16 protein-coding genes are annotated in these 22,566 nt (G+C 66.9%); 5 read left to right on the top strand and 11 right to left on the bottom strand.

Features of this window, described 5'->3' with window-relative positions; all coding sequences use genetic code 11:
• Positions 1 to 2 precede the first annotated feature (2 nt).
• The 4 genes from P9A16_RS19110 to P9A16_RS19095 all read right to left on the bottom strand — a co-directional run bounded on the left by P9A16_RS19110 (position 3) and on the right by P9A16_RS19095 (position 5,092).
• Positions 3 to 374 (bottom strand): response regulator, encoded by a 372-nt coding sequence (locus P9A16_RS19110; protein ID WP_023517393.1) that lies wholly within the window; start codon positions 372 to 374, stop codon positions 3 to 5.
• Positions 371 to 3,118 (bottom strand): hybrid sensor histidine kinase/response regulator, encoded by a 2,748-nt coding sequence (locus P9A16_RS19105; RefSeq protein ID WP_278025904.1) that lies wholly within the window; start codon positions 3,116 to 3,118, stop codon positions 371 to 373. Before P9A16_RS19105 ends, P9A16_RS19110 begins: the two co-directional genes overlap by 4 nt.
• A complete protein-coding gene (locus P9A16_RS19100) occupies positions 3,115 to 3,867 on the bottom strand; it encodes a Tll0287-like domain-containing protein (RefSeq protein WP_023517395.1) in 753 nt (250 codons plus the stop codon). Before P9A16_RS19100 ends, P9A16_RS19105 begins: the two co-directional genes overlap by 4 nt.
• A gap of 301 nt (positions 3,868 to 4,168) precedes the next feature.
• Positions 4,169 to 5,092 carry a PP2C family protein-serine/threonine phosphatase gene (locus P9A16_RS19095; protein WP_023515361.1) on the bottom strand — a complete coding sequence of 308 codons (924 nt, stop codon included), beginning with the start codon at positions 5,090 to 5,092 and terminating at the stop codon, positions 4,169 to 4,171.
• Between the two features lie 211 nt (positions 5,093 to 5,303).
• On the opposite strand from P9A16_RS19095, the gene P9A16_RS19090 reads away from it, so the two are divergent.
• The 5 genes from P9A16_RS19090 to P9A16_RS19070 are packed head-to-tail and all read left to right on the top strand — an operon-like array spanning position 5,304 to position 10,272.
• Entirely contained in the window at positions 5,304 to 5,822 is a 519-nt protein-coding gene (locus P9A16_RS19090; RefSeq protein WP_023515362.1) for a hypothetical protein, read from the top strand.
• Complete coding sequence (locus P9A16_RS19085; protein WP_023515363.1) at positions 5,819 to 6,997, top strand: class I SAM-dependent methyltransferase; 1,179 nt, start codon at positions 5,819 to 5,821, stop codon at positions 6,995 to 6,997. The genes P9A16_RS19090 and P9A16_RS19085 overlap by 4 nt, the downstream gene beginning before the upstream one ends.
• Positions 6,994 to 9,351: a SpoIIE family protein phosphatase gene (locus tag P9A16_RS19080; RefSeq protein WP_023515364.1), complete on the top strand. Its 2,358-nt coding sequence runs from the start codon at positions 6,994 to 6,996 to the stop codon at positions 9,349 to 9,351. Before P9A16_RS19085 ends, P9A16_RS19080 begins: the two co-directional genes overlap by 4 nt.
• 4 nt (positions 9,352 to 9,355) lie before the next feature.
• Complete coding sequence (locus P9A16_RS19075; protein WP_023515365.1) at positions 9,356 to 9,904, top strand: slr1658 superfamily regulator; 549 nt, start codon at positions 9,356 to 9,358, stop codon at positions 9,902 to 9,904.
• 29 nt (positions 9,905 to 9,933) lie between these two features.
• Complete coding sequence (locus P9A16_RS19070) at positions 9,934 to 10,272, top strand: slr1659 superfamily regulator (RefSeq protein ID WP_023515366.1); 339 nt, start codon at positions 9,934 to 9,936, stop codon at positions 10,270 to 10,272.
• A 139-nt stretch (positions 10,273 to 10,411) separates the two neighbouring features.
• Here the strand turns inward: P9A16_RS19070 and P9A16_RS19065 are convergent, their stop codons facing one another.
• The 7 genes from P9A16_RS19065 to icmH form a co-directional block, all read right to left on the bottom strand.
• The gene (locus P9A16_RS19065; RefSeq protein ID WP_023515367.1) at positions 10,412 to 11,179 is read right to left on the bottom strand and encodes a protein kinase domain-containing protein; all 768 of its coding nucleotides are present in this window, start codon (positions 11,177 to 11,179) and stop codon (positions 10,412 to 10,414) included.
• Between the two features lie 4 nt (positions 11,180 to 11,183).
• Entirely contained in the window at positions 11,184 to 12,722 is a 1,539-nt protein-coding gene (locus P9A16_RS19060; protein WP_023515368.1) for a class I SAM-dependent methyltransferase, read from the bottom strand.
• A 118-nt stretch (positions 12,723 to 12,840) separates the two neighbouring features.
• Entirely contained in the window at positions 12,841 to 13,932 is a 1,092-nt protein-coding gene (gene tssG, locus P9A16_RS19055; RefSeq protein WP_024270068.1) for a type VI secretion system baseplate subunit TssG, read from the bottom strand.
• Positions 13,896 to 15,731 (bottom strand): type VI secretion system baseplate subunit TssF, encoded by a 1,836-nt coding sequence (tssF, locus tag P9A16_RS19050; RefSeq protein WP_023517400.1) that lies wholly within the window; start codon positions 15,729 to 15,731, stop codon positions 13,896 to 13,898. Before tssF ends, tssG begins: the two co-directional genes overlap by 37 nt.
• A 96-nt stretch (positions 15,732 to 15,827) precedes the next feature.
• The gene (gene tssM / locus P9A16_RS19045) at positions 15,828 to 19,343 is read right to left on the bottom strand and encodes a type VI secretion system membrane subunit TssM (RefSeq protein WP_024270067.1); all 3,516 of its coding nucleotides are present in this window, start codon (positions 19,341 to 19,343) and stop codon (positions 15,828 to 15,830) included.
• Positions 19,340 to 21,127 carry a type VI secretion protein IcmF/TssM N-terminal domain-containing protein gene (locus tag P9A16_RS19040; RefSeq protein ID WP_024270066.1) on the bottom strand — a complete coding sequence of 596 codons (1,788 nt, stop codon included), beginning with the start codon at positions 21,125 to 21,127 and terminating at the stop codon, positions 19,340 to 19,342. The genes tssM and P9A16_RS19040 overlap by 4 nt, the downstream gene beginning before the upstream one ends.
• Positions 21,124 to 22,566 carry a type IVB secretion system protein IcmH/DotU gene (gene icmH / locus P9A16_RS19035; protein WP_023517466.1) on the bottom strand — a complete coding sequence of 481 codons (1,443 nt, stop codon included), beginning with the start codon at positions 22,564 to 22,566 and terminating at the stop codon, positions 21,124 to 21,126. The genes P9A16_RS19040 and icmH overlap by 4 nt, the downstream gene beginning before the upstream one ends.

Genomic DNA, 22,566 nt, shown 5'->3' with positions numbered 1-22,566 from the left:
CCCTATCCGTGTCCGGACAGCAGCCGCTCCATCTTGCCGAGCAGGCGCGGCAGGTCCACCGGCTTGGTGTCGAAGTCGTCGCAGCCGGCTTCGCGCGCCCGCGCCTCATCGACGCTCATGGCATGGGCGGTGAGTGCAATGATGGGCAGGCCCGTACCGGCCGGGCCGCTGCGGATGCGGCGCGTCGCCTCGCAGCCGTCGATGCCGGGCAGGCCGATATCCATCAGCACGAGGTCCGGCGCATCCGTTCCGGCCCGCACCACGGCCTGTTCGCCATCCTCGGCGAGGATCACCTCGTAGCCTTTCCGCTCCAGCCGGCGGGAGAGCATGTCGCGGTTCATCTCGTTGTCTTCGACCAGCAGGATCTTGGTCATGGCGTCAATTCCCGATCGGTTTTTCGCGTGCGTGTGACGATGACCTCGCGCAGCGCCTGCGTGAGCTCGACATGCGCACCCTTGCCCTTGCCGATGATCTGCGTCGCCCGGGCGCTGAGCAGGTCCCGTTCGGCATTGCTGAGATGCTTGGCGGTGACGACGAGGACCGGCACCGTATCCCATTCCTCCCGCTCTCGCAGGGCGGCGAGGAATTCGAAGCCGTTCATTTCCGGCATCTGCAAATCGAGGAGGATGGCGACCGGCGGCGGGTTGGCGGCCAGCCACGCCATGCCCTGGCGCCCGTTCTCCGTCAGCGCCACGCTGCGCCCGAGCCGTTCGACGGTGCGCTGCATGAGCAGACGCGTCGCCGGGTCGTCTTCCACCACCAGCACCGTGCCGCCCTGGCTGCCGCCGGTCAGACGCGCGATGAAATCGCTGAGCTCGCCGCGATCGACGGGCTTTGCCAGCATGGCGGCGGCGCCGAGCGTGAAGCCGAGTGCCTTCTCGTTGCTGATGGAGACGATGACGACGGGGATGGCGGCCAGTTCCGGATCGGATTTCAGCGCGACGAGCACGGACCAGCCATCCATCTGCGGCATCAGGATGTCGAGCGTGATGGCGGCGGGACGGTGCTTGCGCGCCATGTCCAGCGCCTGCTCGCCCGTGCCGGCGTAGAGCACCCGGTAGCCGTCGCGCTTGAGATGCGAGCCGATGATGTTCATCGACGCCTCGTCGTCGTCGACGACGAGCACGGCGGGCCGCTCTGCCTGCTCCGGCCTTGCGGCAAGGCCCGCCTCCTCGCCGAGGAGGCCTTCGCCGTCTTCCGCATCGTCCGCCATGTTCTCCTGAGGATCGGGCAGGATGAAGGTGAAGCGCGAGCCTTCGCCCGGCCGGCTTTCCACCGTGAGGTCGCCGCCGAGCATCTGGGCGAAGCTTCGGCTGATGGCAAGGCCGAGGCCGGTGCCGCCGAACTTGCGCGAGGTCGAGCTGTCGGCCTGGGAAAACGCCTGGAAGAGGCGGCCCAGCTGTTCCTCGTTCATGCCGATGCCGGTGTCGCGGACGGTCAGCGACAGGAGCCGGCCGGCACCCTTGCCCTGCCGCGCGACAGTGAGCGTGACGGTGCCCTTTTCGGTGAATTTGCAGGCGTTGCTGAGAAGGTTGAGCAGGGTCTGCTTGACCTTGGTGACGTCGGTCTCGATCGTACCGATATCGGCCGGGCACTCCACGGCAAAGGTATTGTCGTTCTTGGCGGCCAGCGGCCGGATCAGCGCCGCGACGTCCTGCGTCAGGGCGCCGATATCGAAGCGCTCGCGATAGACCTCCATGCGTCCCGCCTCGATCTTCGACAGGTCGAGGATGCCGTTGATGAGGCCGAGCAGGTGGTTGCCGGCGCTTTCGATCTTCTTGAGGTCGGGCAGGAAATCGGTCTGGCCGGTATCCTCCGCGTCCTCCTGCAGAATCTGCGCGTAGCCGATGATGGCATTCAGCGGCGTGCGCAGCTCGTGGCTCATGTTGGCGAGGAATTCGGACTTCACCTGCGTGGCGCGCTGCGCCTCGTCACGGGCCAGCTCCAGCTCCTGCTGGCGCTGGCGCAGCTCGGTGATGTCGACATAGACGATGGTGAAGCCGCCCTCGTGGGTGCGGCGCTCGCTGATCTGCATCCAGCGCCCGTCCCGGAAGGGGGTGACGCGGGTGGCGCTGTGGTCGTGCGAGGCGAGCCGGGTGGCGAACCATTCGTCGAACGGTTTGTCGAGTTCGACCACGTGGCGCCCGCCCGCCTCGATGACATCGCGGAAGGTCGAGGTGCCGGCCACCATGGCGTCGTGCACGGGATGCATGTCGCGAAAGCGCTGGTTGACGATCAGCAGCCGCTCGTCGGGTCCATAAAGGGTGAAACCTTCCGCGATGCTCTCGATGGCATCGACGAGCGTCCGGCGCTGATGCTCGGCCTCCTGCGTCAGCCGCGCCCGCTCCGCCTGCCCTTCCTTCAGAAGCTGCAGGGCCGCGCTCACCTTGCCGAGTTCGTCGGCGGCCGCCGCAGGCACGGCGACATCCGCATCGCCCGCCGTCAGGCCGCGCACGGCCGCAACGATTTCGCCGAGCGGTTTGAGGATCGAGCCGAGGATGACGATGGTCAGCACCGCGCCGATGACGACGGCGGCGATCGAGAGCAGAGAGGCGACATTGGCTGCCCGCTCGAACTGCCGCAGGATGTTCGCCCGCGCTGCCGTGGCCTGGCGTGAAAGCAAGCCCTGGAGGGCCGTCAGCTGCTCGTCCACGCTGATGCCGTAGCGCCGCGCCTCGGCGAAATGGGTGTTGCCGATGACGCGCTGGTCGTCGGTATAGGCATCGACGGCCTGGGTTGCGAGATCGTCGAAGCGGGCGACCTCCTGACGGATCGCCTCGGCCTCGGCCGGCCGATGTTCCGCCAGCCGGTCGAGCCGTTCGCCTAGGCGCGTGCGGGCCTCGCCGGCACGGGTTTCGGCCAGCGTCAGCAGGCTGACGGAAAGGTCGGCCTGCCAGTAGCGCAGGCTGTTGAAGGCGGCGCGCACGTCGTCCGACAGGACGATGATCTCGGCGATGCGATTGGCTTCCTCGCCCGATTCGAGGGCTTCGGAGAGTTCGCTGCGGGTGAAGAGGCTGCTGCCGATGGTCGCAAACAGCAGCACCGCCGCCAGGAGGACAAGCCGCACCCGGATCGACAGGCGCCGCAGCGAGAGGAACGACGCGGGCGAACGGCTCATTGCGGGATGAGCCCGATGCTGATCACCCCGCCGAGATCGCCCTCATGGGCGCCCTCCTTCGGATAGCCGGTCACGTCCAGTTCGCCGGCCGGATCGCCGTGACAGGTCAGACAGGAGGGCACGTAGTACTCTGGCACCATGACGCGCGCCCTCTCCTGCCCCTCCTCGGAAACCATGGCCGAATAGATCTGGCCCTTCGGCCAGTCGGCCTTTTCGAGATAGTCGCGGATCGCCGCGGCCTCGAAGGCGTCCGGCCGGGCCTTGCGGTTGCGGATCAGCACGGGGGGCGCGGTGAATTTCATGCTTGCCTCCTTGCCGGCGCGCGCCTCGAAGGCCTCGTTGACGAGGCGCGTGAAGGTGGCGGGTATGAACCCCTTGAAGCCCTTGCCCTTGGCGTTGATCGTCTCCTGGTTGGTGTCCATCACCTCGACCACCGCGTCCATCTGCGCCCGGATGAGCCGTCCTTCATAGGAGGCGGGATCGATGGTGTTCGGATCCCGGCCGGTGGCCTGGCGGTAGTTGGCGATGGCCTTTTCCAGTACGGCCGCGCCCGAAAGACCCTTGTCGCCCAGCGCGGGGTCGTTGATGCGCTCCTGGTTGGTGGAAATGACCGCACGCGCCGATTGCAGCATGGTGGCAAGGCTTTGGGCGATGGCAAGGTCTGCCGGGCCGGCCTCGGCAGCGAAAGCACCGCCAGCAAGGGCCGACATCAACAGCGCGGCAAGGCCGCCTTTCACGAACGCACGCATCGCCGTCCTCCCCTGCGCCCGCCGAACCGGCGTTACGATGATGGAAAGATAGCGGAATTCCGCTGGCCGGCAATCGGCAAATCATGGAGCGAAGCGCGGGCGTCGCCCTCTGCTATGGCCCCTCACCCTAACCCTCTCCCCGCAGGCGGGGAGAGGGGACCTGTCCTGTGCTGGGTTGTGAATCCCGGGAAACCGGATCTGCCCATTCCCGTCGCCCCGCTTGCGGGGAGAAGGTGCCGGCAGGTAGATGAGGGGCGATCTGCGACCTCGTCGCGAACACGATCGCGTGATGGCAAGCCGCCTAGAAGCGGATCTCCAGCAGGGAGAAATCGTCCGGCAGCGGCCCGGTGCCATTGAAGGATTTCACCCAGGCGAGGATGTCCTTCGGACCGCTGGCATGGGCTTCGGCGTGTTCGGCGAGCGCCTCGACGCTCAGCATCTCCTCGTCGGGCCCATCCACCTCAAATGTTCCATCGCTGATGACGAGCAGCCTGTCGCCCGGGAAGATTTGGGTGACGTCGCTGTCGTAGTCCATGTCGGGCAGCGCGCCGATCGCCACGCCACCAACGGTGATGAGCAGTTCGCGAGAGGGTGTGCCCGCGGGGCGGCCCGGCCCGCGCAGGAGAATCGATGGCGGGTGGCCGCCGGTCGCATAGCGCAGTTCGCCGGTGCTCGCCTTGTAGACGCCGTACCAGATGGTGAAGAACATATTGTTCTGTTTTTCCATCGGAAACGTGTTGTTGAGCGCCTTCAGCACCGTGGACGGATCACGAAAATCCGCGCCCGTCAGTGCGGAAGCGCGCAGCACGTTGATGACGGTGACGGAGAGCAGCGCCGCGCCGACGCCGTGGCCGCAGACATCCAGCAGGTAGATGGCGAAATGATCGTCGTCGATGCGGTGGTAGCCGAAGGAATCGCCGCCGAGCTCGGTGGAGGGCACCAGCAGCCAGTCGGTCGCGGGCGCTTCGGTGCGCTTGTCGGGCAGGATGGAGAAGACGTAGCGGCCGGCATCGTTCAGCTCTTCGTCGAGCCGCGCCTGCGTGCGCTCCAGGAGCAGGTTCTGCTCGGCCAGTTGGTCCTCGACGGCCTCGCCATGTTCGATCATGGCCTCGTAGAGCAGCTTCAGATCGTCGTATTCTGCCTCCAGTTGTGCGAAATCGAGGCGCAGCCGGGCGAGTTCCGCGGCGTCGCCATCCGTGAAAGGTACTGAAGAAGCGGCAGACAAGTTTGACGAATCCTTCATGATTGTATGGAAAGCTCCTCACACGTTCGGAGGGGGCGGCGCAACTACCGATATCATATCGCGCGTGCCGGTCTCTGCTGGCAGCCCCCGCGCATCGCCCGCACTTCGGACATTACATAGTCTAGGAATTTCCCGAAAGATAGGTAAGCGCGCGGCCGCCGCTCCCGCTTACGACATCATGAGGCTGGGGCGAATGGATCTTCGAGCAGTGCAGACGGGAGCGGACGATCATGTCCTGCTTCTGGAGTTCGACATGGACATGGGTGGCTTTGCGTCCAACTGGGCCTATTGCGACCGGCTGTCGACCTATTTCGCCCGCATGATCAGCCACAATCGAAGCGACTCGCTGCTCTATTCCAACCTGTTCTCTTCGGCCCTCAACGAGCTTCTGGAAACGGTCTATCGCCTGCACGCGCCGACCGGCAGCTTCGTCTGCGCGGTTTCCCGCAAGGGCGCCAGCGACCGCATCATCCTGACCATCCCGGCCGATGCGCAAACGGCCGGTTTCTATCGGCAGGCCGTCGATGTCCTGAACGAAGGCGACGTCGCCGCGCGGTATCACAGTGCCCTCTTCACAGAAGGCCCCCTGCAGCCGAATATCGGCCTCCTGGAGCTGGCCGTCGACTATGCCGCCCGCTTTTCCATCGAACCCGCCGACGGAGATGCCATCCGTCTCATTGCCGAACTCACGCTGGAGGCAACTGTCGCATGATCGCCGATTCGCTTGTCCAGACCTACAAGGTCTCCTTTGACGAAAACAATCAGGAGTTCGCGCTGTCCGGCTCGATGCGCCCCGAGCGCGCTGCCGAGATGGAGGCATGCGTCCGCCTCATCGAAAAATCGATCGCGTCGATCCGCGGTACCTTCTACGTCAACGTCAAGCGCCTCGTGCGCCTCAACAACGTGGCGTTCCACGCGCTGGCCGGCGCGCTGCTGAAGGCGGCCGAGGAGCGGCCGGAGCTCAAGATCTCCATCGTCACGTCGAGCGTCATCGGCTGGTCGACGAAGAAGTTCGGCGCGCTGACGGCCAAGAACCCGCGCATCCTCGTCGAGGAGTATGACAGCGAGTTCTACCCGGGCCAGGCCTTCCTGGAAGAGGGCGGTTTCGTGCCGGTGCTGCGCACGCAAACCAAGCTGACCTGGAAACACGAGCGCTCCATCCTGCCGCGTCACGGCCTTGCCCCGGGCATGACCATGGCGGACATCTGCTGCGGCATCGGCGATTTCGCCGTGCTGGTCGCCAAGGAATTCTCCCCGTCGCGCATCGTGGCGCTCGACCATTCGAAGTCGAGCCTTGCCTATGCGCGCCAGGTCGCCAGCGAATTCGATATCGGCGGCATCGAATACATCTATGGCGATGCGGCCGAAATGCTGCTGGAGGACGGCCAGTTCGACTTCGTCTCCTGCCGCCATGCGCTGCAGATCTTCAACAAACCCGAGATGATCGTCGAGGAGCTGGTGCGCATCTGCAAGCCCGGCGGGCGCGTCTATGTCACCAACGAGAAGATCTCCCAGTGCCTCGGCGAACCGCGCGGCCCTTCGATCCAGTGGACCTATGACCAGCTGTCGAAGCTCTTTGCCGATTTCGACATGGATCTCGAATTCGGCCCGAAGAGCTACCAGGCCCTGCAGCGCGCCGGCCTCGAGGACATCCGCATCGAAAGCTTCATGGTGACCAACCGGGACGGTGACTCGCAGGCCTTCGCCGACATGGTCATGGCCTGGGAGGAAATGTTCGCCGGAGGCATGTGCGAGAAGCGCGGTGACGACGCGGCCTTCGTGGAGAAGTTCCGCCGTGGTTTCGAGGATCATATCGCTGCCGCCCTTCACCCCGGCGGGTATGCCGGCTGGCCCGTCTGGGTTGCGTCGGGACGCAAGCCGCAATGAGCGATTTTGCCGAAACGCCGCCCTCGCGCTGGGGCTTCTCGCTGACCTCGTTCCGCGCGAAATTCGTGCTCGTCGTCGGCGGCGCCGTGCTGGTGGACCTCCTGGTCGCCGGCGGCATTGCGCTGTGGAACGTCAACCGCCTTTCCACCAACGCCATGGACGAGGTCGGTCGCGGTCTCGAAAAGGCGAATATCGAATACCTGCAGAACTATATCGCGACGACCGTCGAGCGCACGGACCTGCTGCTCGACCGCTACCATTCCGAGGTGAGCGGCCTTGCGGGATCGATGCAGACGTTCATCGACAATCCCGCGCTTTCCGACAAGCTCGGCCAGCAGCTGCAAACCGACGGCGTGACCACCCCGCTCGCCTATAACGAGACCGGCAACTGGTGGCAGAACCAGCCGGGCGAGGCTTCCGCCGTCACCGTCTGGGGCTATCTGCTCGACGAGAACAAGCAGCCGACGCCGGATGCGATGAAGACCGTGCGCGAAAGCGCCGCCTTCAACCTCGTCGGCCCGAGCTTCCTGTCCGCCGGCCCGCCGAAGCTGCAGATGTACTATATCGGCCCGCGCGCCAACCCGATCCTGCGGTCGACGCCCTACAACGACCAGGGCTCCGTCTTCGACAAGGTCTATCCCGGCCACAACGAGACGAACTGGTGGGATTTCTATTTCCCCGGCCTCTACGAGACCTGGGAAACCTGGCTGGCGAAACCGTCGGAGCGCCCGGTCGACAGTCCCATCACCATGCTGTCTCCCTATCTCGACGGCATTACCGGAAAGATCATCGTCAGCTTCTTCCAGCCGCTGACGACGCCCGACCGCAAGGACCTCAACGGCATCGTCGGCGTCGACCTGACGCTCGACCAGCTCGCCGACATCGTCAAGAGCGTGAAGATCGCCGAGACGGGCTTCGCCTTCCTCTCGATGTCGAACGGCAACGTGCTTGCCGTCACCGAGGACGGCGAGAAGACGCTGGGCGTCAAGATCAACAACGAGAGCGGCTTCGACCGGCGGCTTGCGCACAGCAGCCAGGCGGCCATTGCCGGGCTCGCCATGCCATCCAGCCCGGAGACCGTGCTTACCACGCTGACGCTGAAGGAAAACGGCGAGGACGTGCCCTATGTCGTGCTCCTCAAGCAGCTCAACGCGGAAAACCTCTATACCGGCAAGGTGCCCGTCACCCGCGAGGTCATGTCGCTCGGCTTCATGGTGCCCGAGCGGGAGATCTATGCCTCGCTGATCGCGGCCAAGGACGGCATTTCGGCCGAGACGCGCCAGGTCGTGACCTGGCAGGTCGGGACCGTCATCCTGTCGCTGCTCGTCGTTCTCAGCGCCGTCTTCGCGATTTCCGGCCGCATTACCGCCGGCCTGCGGGCGCTGGCGGATGCCGCCCAGCGCCTCCAGAACAAGGACTACTCGGTGCGTGTCGCCATTCCCGCGCGCGACGAGGTGGCCGCCGTGGGCGTCGCCTTCAACCGCATGGCGGAGGAGATCAGCTACCACACGGAAAACCTTGAAAACCTCGTTGCCGAACGCACCAAGGCGCTCGAAACGGCCAATGGCGAGATCAACGCGCTGAATGCCAAGCTGAAGAGCGAGAACCTGCGCCTCGGCGCCGAGCTCGATGTCGCCCGGCACATCCAGATGATGGTGCTGCCGAAACGCGACGAGCTGGACGAGATCAAGGGCATCGACGTCTCCGGCTACATGGAGCCGGCCGACGAGGTGGGCGGCGACTATTTCGACGTGCTGCACGATCAGGGCCGCATGAAGGTCGGCATCGGCGACGTGACGGGCCACGGCCTCGAAAGCGGCGTGCTCATGCTGATGGTACAGTCGGTTGCGCGCGCCCTTCAGGAGCAGGGCGACGAGGATCCGCGCGAGTTCCTTGAAGTGTTGAACCGCGCCGTCTTCAAGAACATCCAGCGCACCAAGACCGACAAGCACCTCTCGCTTGCCTTCCTCGACTACGAGGATCGCAAGATCACGCTGTCCGGCCAGCACGAGGAGGTGCTGGTCCTGCGCGACAACGATGAGGTCGAGCGCATCGACACGGTCGATCTCGGTTTCCCGATCGGCCTGGAAAGCGACATCGGACCCTTCGTCGACACGCATGAATTCCCGTTCGATTCCGGCGACGTCATCGTGTTGCATACGGACGGCGTGACCGAGGCGGAAAGCCCGGCGGGCGAACTCTTCGGCTTCGATCGGCTGTGCGAGAGCGCAAAGCGCCATCGCCGCAAGGACGCCGACGCGATCAAGGACGGCATCATTGCCGACCTCATGGCACATATCGGCACCCAGAAGATCCACGACGACATCACGCTCGTCGTCATGAAACACAGGTAACGTCATGGAAGCCACATTCGGACAGGTGGAATTCACCAACGGCGCCGGGGCGCTGAAGAACCGCATCCGTCTTGCCGACGGGCCGCTCGACCTTGCCTGGCAGCATTGCGGCGTTACGTCGGAATTCCTTGGCGACTTCTTCGCCCTGCGGCGGCGGGATGAGGGCGGCGATTATAACGAGGCGCGCCACAGCATCGGCTATCTCGCCAACGAACTGCTCGAGAATGCGGTGAAGTTCCGCCATGGCGACGGCATCACGCTGGAGGCCTCGCTCGACGGCAGCTGCTTCGAGATCCGCATCAGCAACCTCGTCACCCAGGAGACGGCCGGCAGGTTCCAGGCGCTCCTTGCCGAACTGACGACCCGTGACCCGGGTGAACTCCTCATCGAACGCATCGAAGAAAATGCGGAGAACATGAATTCGAGCGGCTCGGGACTTGGCCTGCTCACCCTAATGAGCGACTATGGCGCGCGTCTCGGCTGGCGTTTCCAACCAGCGGCAGTACCGGACGCGATGCGCCTCGACACCTACGCCGCCCTCGACATCGTTTGAGCAGACATACCGGGAGTTTATTGTACAAAATGGAAATCAAGACGAACGAATACCGTGTCTGGAGCGAGGGTTCTGCGATCCATTACGAGGGCACGATGCGCCTTTCCGGCACGGAGGCCTATGCCCCGATCCTGGAACTGATGCAGCAGGTGCTGACCGAGAAGCCGGAAACCATCACGCTCGATCTGTCGGGGCTGGAATTCCTCAACAGCTCCGGCATCAACCTGCTCGCCAAATTCACCATCGACGTGCGCAAGCAGCCGGGCATCGGCCTCATGGTCAAGGGCAGCACGCAGATCCCGTGGCAGTCCAAGTCCCTGCCGAACCTGAAGAAGCTGCATCCGGCAGTCAATCTGGTCATCGCCTGAGGATGGAGGGGCGGAGCGCCCTCATCCGCCTGCCGGCAGCTTCTCCCAGCAAGCGGGGCGAAGGGAAGATGCCGCCGCCGTTTTTCCCGCTCACGACGATTTGTAGGGCAAGTCCCCTCTTCCGCTTGCCGGGAGAGGGTCAGGGTGAGGGGCAGGTGCCCTCTAGAATCCGCAGGAACTCCGCCGCCGTCGGCCGGTCCGCCGCACCGATCCCCGCCATCAGCAAGCCGAGCAGAGCGGGGTCCTCCCGTTCCAGGGCCGCGGAAACGACGAAAGCCGGCGGCTCGCCCGCCCGCCGGCGGCGCAGCACCGCCTCCGCCTCGCCTTCATAGGGCTTTTCCCCCGTCAGCAGGAACAGGCCGAGCGCCGCGAGCGGCCAGATGTCGGCCGCCGGGCCGGCCGGTTCGCCGGCAAGCTGTTCCGGCGCCATCCAGGCGGGCGAACCGGACAGTTCCGCTCGCTGCAGGTCATCGCCGGGCGTACCGGCAATGCCGAAATCGATGAGCACTGGCGTTCCGCCGTCGAAGAGCACGTGCGCCGGCTTCACGTCGCGGTGGACGACGCCGCGCGCATGGGCGAAGGCGAGCGCGGCGGCAAGCCTGGCGAGCAGCAGGCGGAGGGCAGCCGGATCCGCGTAGCGCGCCGCCACATCGGGTTCGCAAAGCGCCTTCCCCAGCATCTTGAGGGCAATCCAGTCCTCGCCCTCCGCCACGAGCTGCGGCAGCGAGGGATGTACCAGCAGCCGGGCGATCCGCCGCTCGCGCTCGAAACGCCGGAGCGCCACGGCATCCCCGTCCCCGACGAGACGCTTGACGATGACGGGCGCCGCCCTGATCTGCGCGCGGTAGACCCGCACGGGACCCTGCCCGCGCAGGACGGCTTCGCTGACCGGGGGCGGTACGCCCATCGGCCTAGATCGCGCCGATGCGTCGCCACATCGGCAGGGCGACGGTCAGGATCAGGTCGACATTTTCCCGGATGACACGCAGCGCCTCCCCCTCGTCCTCGATCGGGACGCCCTCGTTGCGCAGCCGGTCGCCGCGCGCCGCCAGCAGGGCGTGGATGGCCGCCGTCACCGCGCCGGCCTCCGCCTCGACGCCGTCGAGCAGCACTTCGTAGGCCAGCATTTCGAACAGGCGCACCGTGATGCCGGAGCCGATCCCCGCCGCCGCGAGCGCGCAGACGGCGCGGCCCTCGTCGGAGCAGATCCTGAGATGGGCGCGGTTGTAGCGCCGCACCGCTGCGACGCTCTCCTCCGTCACCGCATTCGGCAGGGCCATCGCCTGGCGGGAGCCGATCAGCATGCCCAGTACCTCACGCTCCGTGGCGGACGAGCCGTCCGCTTCCGGCAGGCTCCTGAGCGCGCCGATCGTCATGGGGCCTTCGGCGAGGGCGGCAAGGGCCGGGCCGTAGAAGCTCTCGTTCAGCGTTGCCTCGCCGACCGGCACCTTCACGGAAAGCTTGATCGCGGAGGGTGGCACGACGAGGGCGAGCCTGCGGGCCGCCAGCCGCTTTTCCAGCCGCCGGGCGGCGATCGGCCGGGGCCCGCGCATATAGATGTCGCGCCGGAAGCTGCGGGCAAGGAAGAAGTCCCGCGCGGTTTCCGCATGGGCGGCGGGGAAGCCCTCGATGAGACGCCGCTGGGCGTCGGTCGTGCAGAGGTCCGGATAGTTCTCGAAGAGATTGGCTGCGGCGACGAAGGACAGCTTGGCCGCTGCCAGATCCTGCGCCACGTCGATCTGGTAGCAGGGCGACCAGTGTGCATTGAGATATTCGTGACTGAGATAGGCGGTTCCCTCCGCCCGCTCCTTGTCCAGCCGGTCGAGCATTTCCGCCGGGATCAGATCGGCGCCGGCCTCGGAGAAGGCGCGAGCCATGTCCAGCGCCCGCAGCACGCGCCGGTCGCTGCGCTCGCTGTCATGCGCGGCGGCGAGGCTGACGAGGCGCTGCATCGGCATGGAAGCGGTCCAGCGCGGCAGGGCATTGTAGGTGACATAGAGGAGCCCGCCGGGCTTCAGATGACGGGCGGCGAAATCGACGATATGGCGGCGGTTCTCCGCGCTGACCCAGCTCCAGACGCCATGCAGCGTGATATAGTCGAACATCGGCAGGCCCGGTTGCCGGCCATGGGCCAGATCCTCGAAGGAGGCCTCCTCCAGGCGGATGTTGCCGACGAAACCGGCCGCGGCGAGCGAGCGCCCGCGTGCGATATGCGCCGGATTGAAATCGAAACCCCAGACGTCGGCCTGCGGGTTGGCTGCGGCGATCGTCAGCGCCGTTTCGCCGACCCCGCATCCCAGTTCGCAATAGGCGAAGGGCGCCCCCTCCTCCACCGGCGGCTCGATGCCACGCAGGAGACAGGCCACGTCCAGATGCGCCGGCGTCTGCTCGATATAGAAGCCGGGGAGATATTCGATGTCGGAAACGTAGCCGTGGGTCCAGTCATTCATGATGAAATCCTATGCTCGAGCAATATCAATAGGGATACGCGGGCGGCGCGGGAACGACAGGTGCGCCAGTCTTCTGTTTTTCCGCAAAACCGCTGCGCAGCTCTGCCGGGAACGTCTTTCAGCGCAGATGCGGCGGCGGGCGGAACTGGACGGCGGCCGGCTGCTGGCGCGGGCGTGCCGGCTGGAGCCAGGTGTTCCAGCCGAGCCTGCTCGCTTTGGTGTCCTCGCGCTGCCCGCCGAGCCGCAGCGCCGGCACGTGGTCGGGTTTCAGCTCCAGGCGGATGTTGAACATCTTGTCGGCGCCGAGCGCGCTGGCGGCAAGGTCGGTGAGAAGCCGTGCCCGGCTGCCGTCCGGCAGCAGTGAACGGAAGGCCGGATAGTCCAGCCCCTCCACGCGCAGCGTGACCGTGGACTGGATGTCGAAGGTCTTCGTACCGATCACCGCATCGTCGCCGAGGCGCGCGAAGGCGCCGCGCGGCCGGGTGCGGTCGGGCAGTTGCGTGCGGTCGGACGGGGCGATCGGATACCATTCGCCGGCGAACTGCTCGACGCGCAGCGTGTGCCCGAGCGCGCCGGCGAGCGCCTGCTCGATTGCCACCGCCGAGCGGCCCTGCCGGGCAAGAAGCCCGCCGAAGAAGACGAAGGTGTGGTCGCCCACCCGGGTGCGGTCGGTCATCGCCGGCAGGCCGAGGCCGACAAGGGATTTCAGCGCGTGGTCGATGGGGGCGGCGGTCGAAAGCTGCGCCGCCCGCTCGCGCTCGATCGCCGGGCGATACTTGGCCCAGGCATTGTAGAGCAGGCCAGAAAGCCGGTTGTTGAAGACGTCGAAGAATTCGCGCAGGGCAAAATTGCGTTCGCGCACGCTCATCTGCACGAGCTCGCTCATGGCATGCGGCAGCACGCCCGAGGGGCCGGTCAGGCCGACCAGCGTCTGCGTCATCTCGACAGGTCCGCCGCTGCGCGGCCGGCGCACGGAAAGCACCTCCGCCGAGGCGAAGCCGAGCGGCACCGACGAACGGATCTTCACGGCCGCCCGCTCGGGGTCCACCCCCTGCCCGACCGGATCGACCGGCCGGTGCGCGGTGTCGTGCCCCTCCTCCGCGCCAAGCGCTTCCAGGATGCGGATCATCTGGAAGAGTTCGAACGCCTGCGGCCCGTCGAAGGCGCGGGCGACTAGAGAAGAATTCGATCGCCTGCCCGTGCCGGCCATGTCTTCAGCTTTCCGCTTCGCCCCCGAACGAGGGCGGTGAGCCGTGAGAATGAATTGACGCTCGCATAGAGGCCGAGGAAACGCTCGATGATGCTCGCCATGAGGAATACGCCGTTACCGGAAAAATTGCCCTCCTCGAAGGTCATCGTCACGTCGACGCCGCGGCAGAAGGCGCTCTGGCCGAAGCTGCGCACCCGCGCCGTGCCGCTTTGCGAGGAGAGCGCCGTGATGCCGTCGATCAATGCCCGCGTTTCGGCCGAGTTGCGGAAATCGTAGAGCAGCAGGATTTCCTTCAGCGCTTCCACCCCGCCATCGGAAACGAGCGAGAGATGGTTGAGCGCCAGATGCGAGATGAGCCGCCAGCGCCCGCCCTGGCCGTAATGCGGGCGGATCGTCGCGGTCGGCACCGTCAGCAGCCGCATGCCCTTCACCATCGGCACCGGCTCGACCATCCGCAATTGCGGTTGGCCGCCGCCGAAGGGCAGCCGCTCCGGCCGGTTGCGGTTGAGGCAGAGCGTTTCCACCGACAGGACGTCGTCGGCAAGGCTCTTCGGGTTGAATTCGGGATCGGAGAGCGACAGGAAGACCTCGCTGCCCGGGTTCTCCTCCTCGGCCGGCCGGCGGTGCGAGAGCCACCAGGCCGCCGCCTTCTCCTCGCCGCGGACCTCGTCGGCATCGACGCCGTGGCGGATGCCGTAGAACGGCGACAGCGTCCTCGCGTCCCCCTCGGCATTCACGGTGGCAACGGCCTCGATGCTGTAGACCTCCAGCGCATTCAGCCGCCGGCTGTCCGGCACGACGCGGTATTCGGTGACAGTCCTGTCGAGCTTGATCGGCTCGGCGGTCTGGGGGAACAGGTTGACGATCGGCGTGCAGCCGAGCGCGAAGGCGGCCGCCGTCAACGAGCGCTCCAGGCTGGGCGCGGCACGGTTGAGATAGAGGAAGACGTCGAGCGTGCGCCCCTTGCCGGCAAGGCGCCCGGCCTCCGGGAATTCGAGATCGACGAACAGGAATTTTTCGGGGAAGGCGAAATATTCGGTCAAAAGCCGGTAGGCCGGATGCGAGGCCTGCGGATAAGGCAGCATGCTCTCGTGCGGGCCGAAGCCGCCCGGCGAAAGAGCGTCGGCATCCAGCATTGCCGGGCTGCGGTCGCTGGCGCCTTCGGCAAAGGCGATCGCGACCACGTCGTTGAGCAGGAGTTCGTAGAGCGGATAGACGAGCTGCGGCTGGCCCCGCAGGAAGAAGCGCAGGCGCCCGGGATTGTAGGTCGAAAAACTCTGGTCCTCGCCCGCCATTTCCAGCGTCAGGCGCAGGCAGCCCGCCGCATTGTGCGCCTGCGGCGTTTCCGGCGCCGTGATCGGGCGGCCGGTGAGCGTGGCCGCGCGCACGACGATCGGATGCAGCGTGACGTCCGAGCAGGTGCTGAACCGGCAGCGCTCGCCATCGACCGGCTCGGTGTCGAGCAGCGTGCCCGACGGGACGGGATAGGGCTCTGCCAGCTCCGCCTTCGGATCGAGCTGGAGGATCGACATGGACGGGATCGGCCGGTCGAAATGCGGATAGAGGATGCCGAGCATGGCATTGGTCAGCTCAGGGAAATCGTCGTCCATCTTCTGCCGCACGCGGGCGGTGAGATAGGCGAAAGCCTCGATGAGCCGGCCGACATGCGGATCCTCGATCGCGTCCTCGGACAGGCGCAGCCGGCCCGCGATGCGCGGGTTTTCGGCCGCAAAGGCCGCCGCAGCCCGGCGGATACTCAGCAGTTCGCGGTTGTAGTGGACAAGCAGATCATCCGACATGGAGGCCCCTTGGCGATTGGAAACGGGCATATCGCGATGGTTGTGCGGACATTGGCGCACTCCGTTTCATGCTGTCAAGGAAAGGCGGACGGTGTTTCATAGCGTCGGGCACGCGAACGGGGAGAGGACGTCGCGCGCGAAGGGGTTGCGCGTGGCGGGCGCGGTGAGGCGCATCAGGACGGCGCGGCTGCCGAGGCGGAACTGGTAGGTTACGACGTCCGTCGGGTTCTTCTCGATCTTGCGGCCCTGGTCGAAAAGGCGGAAGAGCGCCCAGGCGCCCTGCTCCGTCAGGATGTTTCGCTGGCCGGCAACCTCGGGCGTCATGGACATGGACGCGCCCGCCACCAGGTTCTCCGGCGGCCAGAGATATTGCGTGCCTGCCGGCGGCCCGTGCGTGTAGCTCGCCACCTTGCCGCCGATATCGATGAGGAAGGCGCGGGCCGTCATGTCCAGCTTGCCGACTTCCACAGTGAAGTCGACATTCGGCTTCTCCTGCCCGGCAAAGAAGACGGTCGTGATGTCGTCGGCCTTTTCGAAGGCGGCGAGGACCTCATCGGGGAAACCGAGGCCGAATTGCTGGCCGCTTTTCCAGCGCCAGGGCTTCGTCGTCCGGTCGATATAGGGCTTCAGATAGGTGTCGCGGAAACCGGCGATCGCGCCTTGCGGGCCGAGCAGCCGGGAAAAGTCGTCGAGCGAGGCGTCGTTGATGCTCTCCCGGTCGAAGGGGTAGCGGCCGACGGTCGTGGCGGTGCACAGCGGCAGGATGGTCGAGGTCCAGATCTCCTTCAGCCGCTCACGCGAACTGCCGCCCGTCACCGCGCCCACCTGGGTGAGGATGCGGGCGAAGAAGGGCTGCAGGTTTGCCGGGAGCTTGCCGTTGCGGTCGGTGAGCTGGCTGAGGATCGTCTGCGGTTCGGCGCCGAGCTCCAGCACGTCGCCGCCGGCTGCCACGTGGTTCAGCTGGCGATAGAGCGGTTCGAGCGCGGCGAGCATGTCGTCGACTTGCGACTGCTGTCCCTCCGCCGCCGGCACGACCGCGAGACGGAAGGCCCTGAAATGATCGCTGACCGATTGCGGCACGTTGACGACGCGGCGCGGCGCCCGCACGGTCTTCGTCACCTGCGAAAGCCGCTCGGCCGCCAGTGCCTCGACGGCGCTTGCCGCCGTCGTCGACAGGTCCTGGAGATCCACCTCCGCGGCGATGGCGACGAAAAGCTCCTTCGCCGGCGAAGGGTTGCCGGCGACGATGGCCACCGCATCGGCAAGACGGCGTGCGTCGGTCTCGCCGGAAATGCCGAGGTCGGCGATCAGGCTGTCCCAGCGGCTCATGTAGGTGACACGGTAGAGATCGGCGAGGCCGTCACGGATGCGGCCGGTCTCGCGCTCGCGGTCGAGCGCGGTATCGGGCCGGCCCATCACCCAGAGATCGTCGGCAAGCGTGCTCGCGGCCTCTGCCGAAGCGCGCATCATCACGCCGAGGCCGTTCTTCGTGTAGATGCCCTCGATACCGTCGAAGAAGCTTGCCCCGCTCACCCGCGCCAGCGCCTCGGGACCGGAAAGCCCCATATGGTCGACCGGCCGCCACATGGCCATCGCCGCAACGTCGGGCAGCGTCAGCGCCTGGTCGTAGGCAAGCCGGGCGAGGCTGTAATTGGTGATGTCCGCCCTCGCCTTCTCGATCAGCGCGACATCGGCCGCCGGCGCCGGGATCGCAACGGACGCGAGTTCGGAGAAATGCTCGGCAATGCGCCGGTCCACCGCGTCGCTGCGGTCGTAGAGCATCCAGTTGGCGGCAAAGTCCGGGCCGAGCAGCGCTGCCGTCTCGCGGCCCGGCGGACGCTCGCCGGTCAGCATCAGGTAGAACTTCAGCTGGGTGAAGCGCAGTGCCGCGGGTGTGGTGGGGTTCTCGAGGCCCTGACGCAGATATTGCCAGACGAAGGGAAAGAACAGGTTGGCAAGCGCCTTGTCATAGGCCTTGCGCGCCTCGCCCTGCACAGGGTCGGGGCTGTAGAGGCCGAAGGTCGCGCCGCGCGGTTCGGCCTCGCTGAGCGCGGCAAGCCGGTCGAGCACCGCCAGGACCGGCTCGAAGCGCATGGAGAGCGTGCCGCCCGGCACGGCCTCGGCGATCTCGCCGCGGGCCGCGGTGGTCTGGCCGGTGACGCCGGCGACATAGGCGCGCCCGTCGGAAAAGCCGAACCACCAGAAGGCGAGCGCGGCGAAGGCGGCAAGGCAGAGGACGGCGTTGATCGCCAGATCCTTGAACCGCGCCGCCGCGAGCGCCGGCCGCGTCAGCCCGCCAAGATCGGCCTCCGGCAAGATGGCCTTGCGGAAGAGCCCGTAGAGGAAGAAGGGCCGCACGCGCCGCATGCCCGGATCGGGTGCCAGCGACAGCGCCGCCGCGCTGCGCCCGAAGACCGGCGCGAGCGAGCCGGCCAGCGCATCGACATTGTCGCCGTCCTGCCGGCAGGAGACGAAGAAGACGCCGCGCATGTTCGTGGCGGTGCCGAAGCGGTGCTGGGTGGCAAGCTGCTGCACGAACGGCTGGATGCGCTCACGCAGCAGCGCGAACTGTGCGGGAAACTCGAAGGCCCGGCGGCGGCGCATCTCGTCGGGCTCTTCCTGCAGGCAGACGAACTGGCGCTGCATGATCCGCTCGACGAGGCCGGCAAACCCCTTGTCGAGGGCTTCTGCCGGCCCGCGCGAATCGCCGCCGAGATCCGGTGCGATCGGCAGGCCAAAGGCGGCCGCACGCTCTTCGGTCGTCAGGTCCTCGAAAAGCTCCTCGAAGCCGACGATCCGGTCGAGCTTCGTCACGACGATGTAGACCGGCGCGTTGGCGCGCAGGCGCTGCACCGCCTCGTCGAGCCGCTGGCGAATGGCCGTGGCGTAGGCGACCGCCTCTTCCGGCAGCATGGCCAGCAGCTCGTCGACACTGATCGCAACGAGGATGCCGTTGACCGGCTGGCGCGACCGCAGGCTGCGGATGTGCTGCAGCGCCTTGAGCCAGAGCTGGCGTGCCTGCGGCTCCTCGCTGCCGGTGAGCCGGCCGGAAAACTCCACCAGCAGTGCCTGGTCGCTGATGTGGAAACGGGCGGAAGGGGTCTCCACCGCGCCGTCGCCCTCGAACGGCAGCGTCAGGCCGCTGGCGCGCACCAGCGACGTCTTGCCCGCGCCGTCGGCGCCGAGCACCATGTACCACGGTAGTGCGTAGCGCGCGCTGACGAAGAGATCGCCATGGCCCCGCCTGAGCAGGCCCATCGCCCGGCCGGCCGCTTCGCGGAATGCGGATATCTCGGCTTCGGCCTCCGCCGTGGCCCTGTCGGATTTTGCGGTCGCTTCCTCTTCCTGCTTGCGCAGGGCCGCAAGCAGCGCGGCCTCTTCGCTGGACCGCTTGGTGCGCATCAGGAAACCGACGCCGCCCCAGACGAGCGCCAGCAGGAGGAGCATGGCAAGACGGGCGCTGGACGATCCCAGCGGGCGCATGTCGCCAAAAGCGATGAGCGGGCCGATGAACCAGACGACGAGTGCTAGAAACAGCACGACGAGCGTCAGGATGACGCCCGGGCGGCGCAGCACCCGCAAACGCTTCCTGAGTCGCGCACCCACGCTCACGTCAGGCTTTCCCGGTAGGCGATGCGTCGGCGTGCGGCCTCGACATAGGCGCGGTCGACGGCAAGGCCGCCGGCCTGGCGGATCGCCTCCAGCGCCTCGGCGACGAATTTTTCGGGATGACCGCCGGCAACCGCCGGGGCGCGTTTCTCGAGCCATGCGCGCAATGCCGGCGAGGCCGGGTCGCCGGCCGTTTCAGCCAGGGCGATCAGCGCATTGAGTGCTGCCGTGTCGTTCCCGTCTTCGACGAGGTCGGCCTCGAGCCAGGCGGCGACCTGCGGCGCGAGCGCATTGACGTGCAGCGCCCGCTTCGCCTCTGCAAGACCGTCCTTCAGCATGCCGCGCTTGTCGAGCCAGAAGGCGTAGCGCGGCACGGGCCTCTGCGCGGCCAGCACGAGGCTCACCGCATCGAGCCGCTCCAGCGCGGCAAGCGTGCGCGGCAGGTCCTCCCGGCGCGTGGGCCCGGTGAGCGGCGCGGCATCGCCGATCGCCTCCTGCACCTGGCGCCGCAGGCCGATCTCGTGGTCGAAGCTCGAGAACAGGGCGTAGCCGCCGGCCGCACAGACGAGGAGGGCAAGGGCGAGCGGCAGCCAGTAGAGGGCGGGCGCGGCCGCGCGCTGGCGCTCCTTCAGCACGAGGCCGGCTTCCGGGAGGATGGCCTTCTTCACGGCGCCGCTGATGAAATAGCCGTGGTTCAGTTCTTCGTCGCCGCCGAGATCGGGCGGCAACATGCCGCTGCGGGGCATGGCGAAGCGGCGCGACAGTTCCGGCAGCAGGGCGTCGATGGACAGCATCTCCTGGCGCGCGCTGGTCATGAAGATGCCGCGCAGGAGAACGCCCCGCCAGGCGCCGTTGCCCATCGGCATCATTGCATCGACAACAGGCATGACGATGCGCTGGATCGCCGCGATCTGCGCGGAAAAACCGTGGATATGCACGCAGCGGATCGCATCGGCCTCCTTCGACAGGAGTTCGATATGGCGGCGGCGCATGGTCTCGACGATGTCGCCGAAGCCGGCGTCGATCTCCGCGTGCAGCGCCTCGACGGTTTTCGTCTCTTTTCTGTCATGCGCCAGGGCAAAGCCCCAGGGCTGCGCCCGGTCGGCCGGCTCGATGCGCTCGAAAATCTCCTGGAAGCCGGGCACGAGATCGGTGCGTGACAGGAGCACATAGGCCGGAAGCGTCTGGTCGAGCGTCTCGTCGGCCTGGCGGAACCAGGTGGCGATGGTTTCGGCGGTCATGCGCTGCTCGATCTGGTCGGCCAGGACAAGATCCGCCGGACTGACGACGAGGAGGATGCCGTTGACGGGCAGCTTCGGCCGCACGGCGCGCAGCAGGCGGAACAGTTCGCCGGCATCCTCGGAAACCTGCGCCTCGACGAACACGGCCTCCGGGCCGACCCACCAGTTGGCCGGGCCGATCGTCTTCGGCATGCCGAGGCGCATCTCGGTGCTTTCGAGCAGGCAGGTCTTGCCGCTGCCCGCCGGGCCGACGACGAGGAAGAACGGCACCGAGTAGCGCCCGCGCGCACCCTTGAGGCCGCGATCGGCGAGGAAGGCGGAAACCTGCCGGCGCAGGTCGCGCAGCGCCGGCGTCTCGGGCGTGCCGCGCTTCAGGAAGAAGCGGGAGAAGACAACCGGCAGCAACGCCCAGACCACGACGGGCAGCAGCGGCAGCAGGAGCTTCAGGTCGGGATTGTCGACGGGCGGCTGCTTGGCCAGAAACCAGCCTGCGGCAAGCGCCGCCGCAAGTCCGAGAAACCAGGTGATGAGCAGCCATGGCCTCATGGCGTCTTTTCCGCCGGGATCTGGAATTCGACGCGCCGGTTGCGCGCGCGGTTCTCCCGCGTCGTGTTCGGCAGGATCGGGTCGTTGGCGCCGCGGCCCTCGAAGGTGACACGCGCAGCGTCATCGACATGGCGTTGCAGCATCTGCGCCGCCGAGCGCGCCCGGGCGAGCGAAACCGCCATGTTGTCGCCGAGCGGGCTTCCCGCGCCGACGGGCACGTTGTCGGTATGGCCGACGACGACGATGGCGCCGCTCTCGCCATCCAGCGCGTCGCCGATCTTGGTGATCAGCGGTTCCTCGGCCAGCGACAGGTCGGTGCCGCCGGAGGGGAAGGAGGCCTTCAGCATGCGGATCGCGACCTTGTCGCCGATGCTCGCCACCTCGATCCGGCCATCGGCGATCTCGGCGGCAAGCGCCTCCGACAAGCGCTCGATCTGCGTCTTGCGCACCGGCGGCACGGGATCCGGGATGGTCGGGATGCCGGCGCGCTCGACGAGAAGCGGAATGGCGGGAACGAGCGCGCTGATCTGCGTCGCGGTCTCCTCCATGCTGGAGCGCAGGCTGATGGACGAGAAGGCCCAGACGACGGCGAGCAGCGCCAGCAGCACGAGCGCCGCCGCCCAGGGCGCGGCCATGCTGCGCGGTGCGCGGTGCGGCGCGGCGGCACTTTGCCAGACTTGGGAGAGATTGCGCTCATAGGGGCCGCGTACCCGGCGGATGACGCGGTAGAGATCCTGCCTGAGCCGCGCGAACTGCCCCTGCCCGCCGTCCATGACGCGGTACTTGCCGCTGAAGCCGATGGACAGGCAGATCGCCATCAGCTCCAGCACGTCGATGTTCTGCTCGGGCTGCTGCAGGAGCTGCTGGAGCAGGTCGTAGAAGCGCTCGCCGCCCCAGGTCTCGTTGTAGAGGATGGAGACGAGGCTCTGGCTCGCCCAGCCGGTCGTCGCGCCCCAGCGGGTGTTGAGGATGATGTCGTCGATGACGGCGCACAGCGCATAGCGCGAGACGCGCACCAGCCGGTCGGGCGTGTCGCGCGCCATGGCGGCCGTCTCGAAATTGCGGATCTCCTCCAGCACGCGGCGGCGGAACTCGGCGATGTCGTCGGGCGCGGCGCTTTCGTTGAGCCGGCCGGCAAGCCAGAGCAGCGGCGAGGCGGCGCCGACCAGCGGGTTCACCGCGGCAAGGTCGAAGGCCTTTTCGATGGCGGGGTCGCCGCGATGGCGCGCGCGCTCGACCGGCAGGGCATCCAGCCCGAAATCGAGATCGTCCTTCTGGCCAGCGACGGGACGGGCGGCGAAGAAGCCGCCATCGCCGGAAAAACCACCGCGCGGCAGGCTCTCCTGGCCGAAGCCGGACACCGGGCGTGCCTGAACGCCGCCCAGCGGCCTGCGGATCGTGTCGTCGGCGTTCGGGAAATCGGCAAATGGATCGTTCAC

The organism is Shinella sp. 838 (assembly GCF_029623935.1).
Taxonomy (GTDB): Bacteria; Pseudomonadota; Alphaproteobacteria; order Rhizobiales; family Rhizobiaceae; genus Shinella.
Note: the sequence above shows the minus strand (reverse complement) of the source record. Positions and strands in the feature narration are given on the sequence as shown.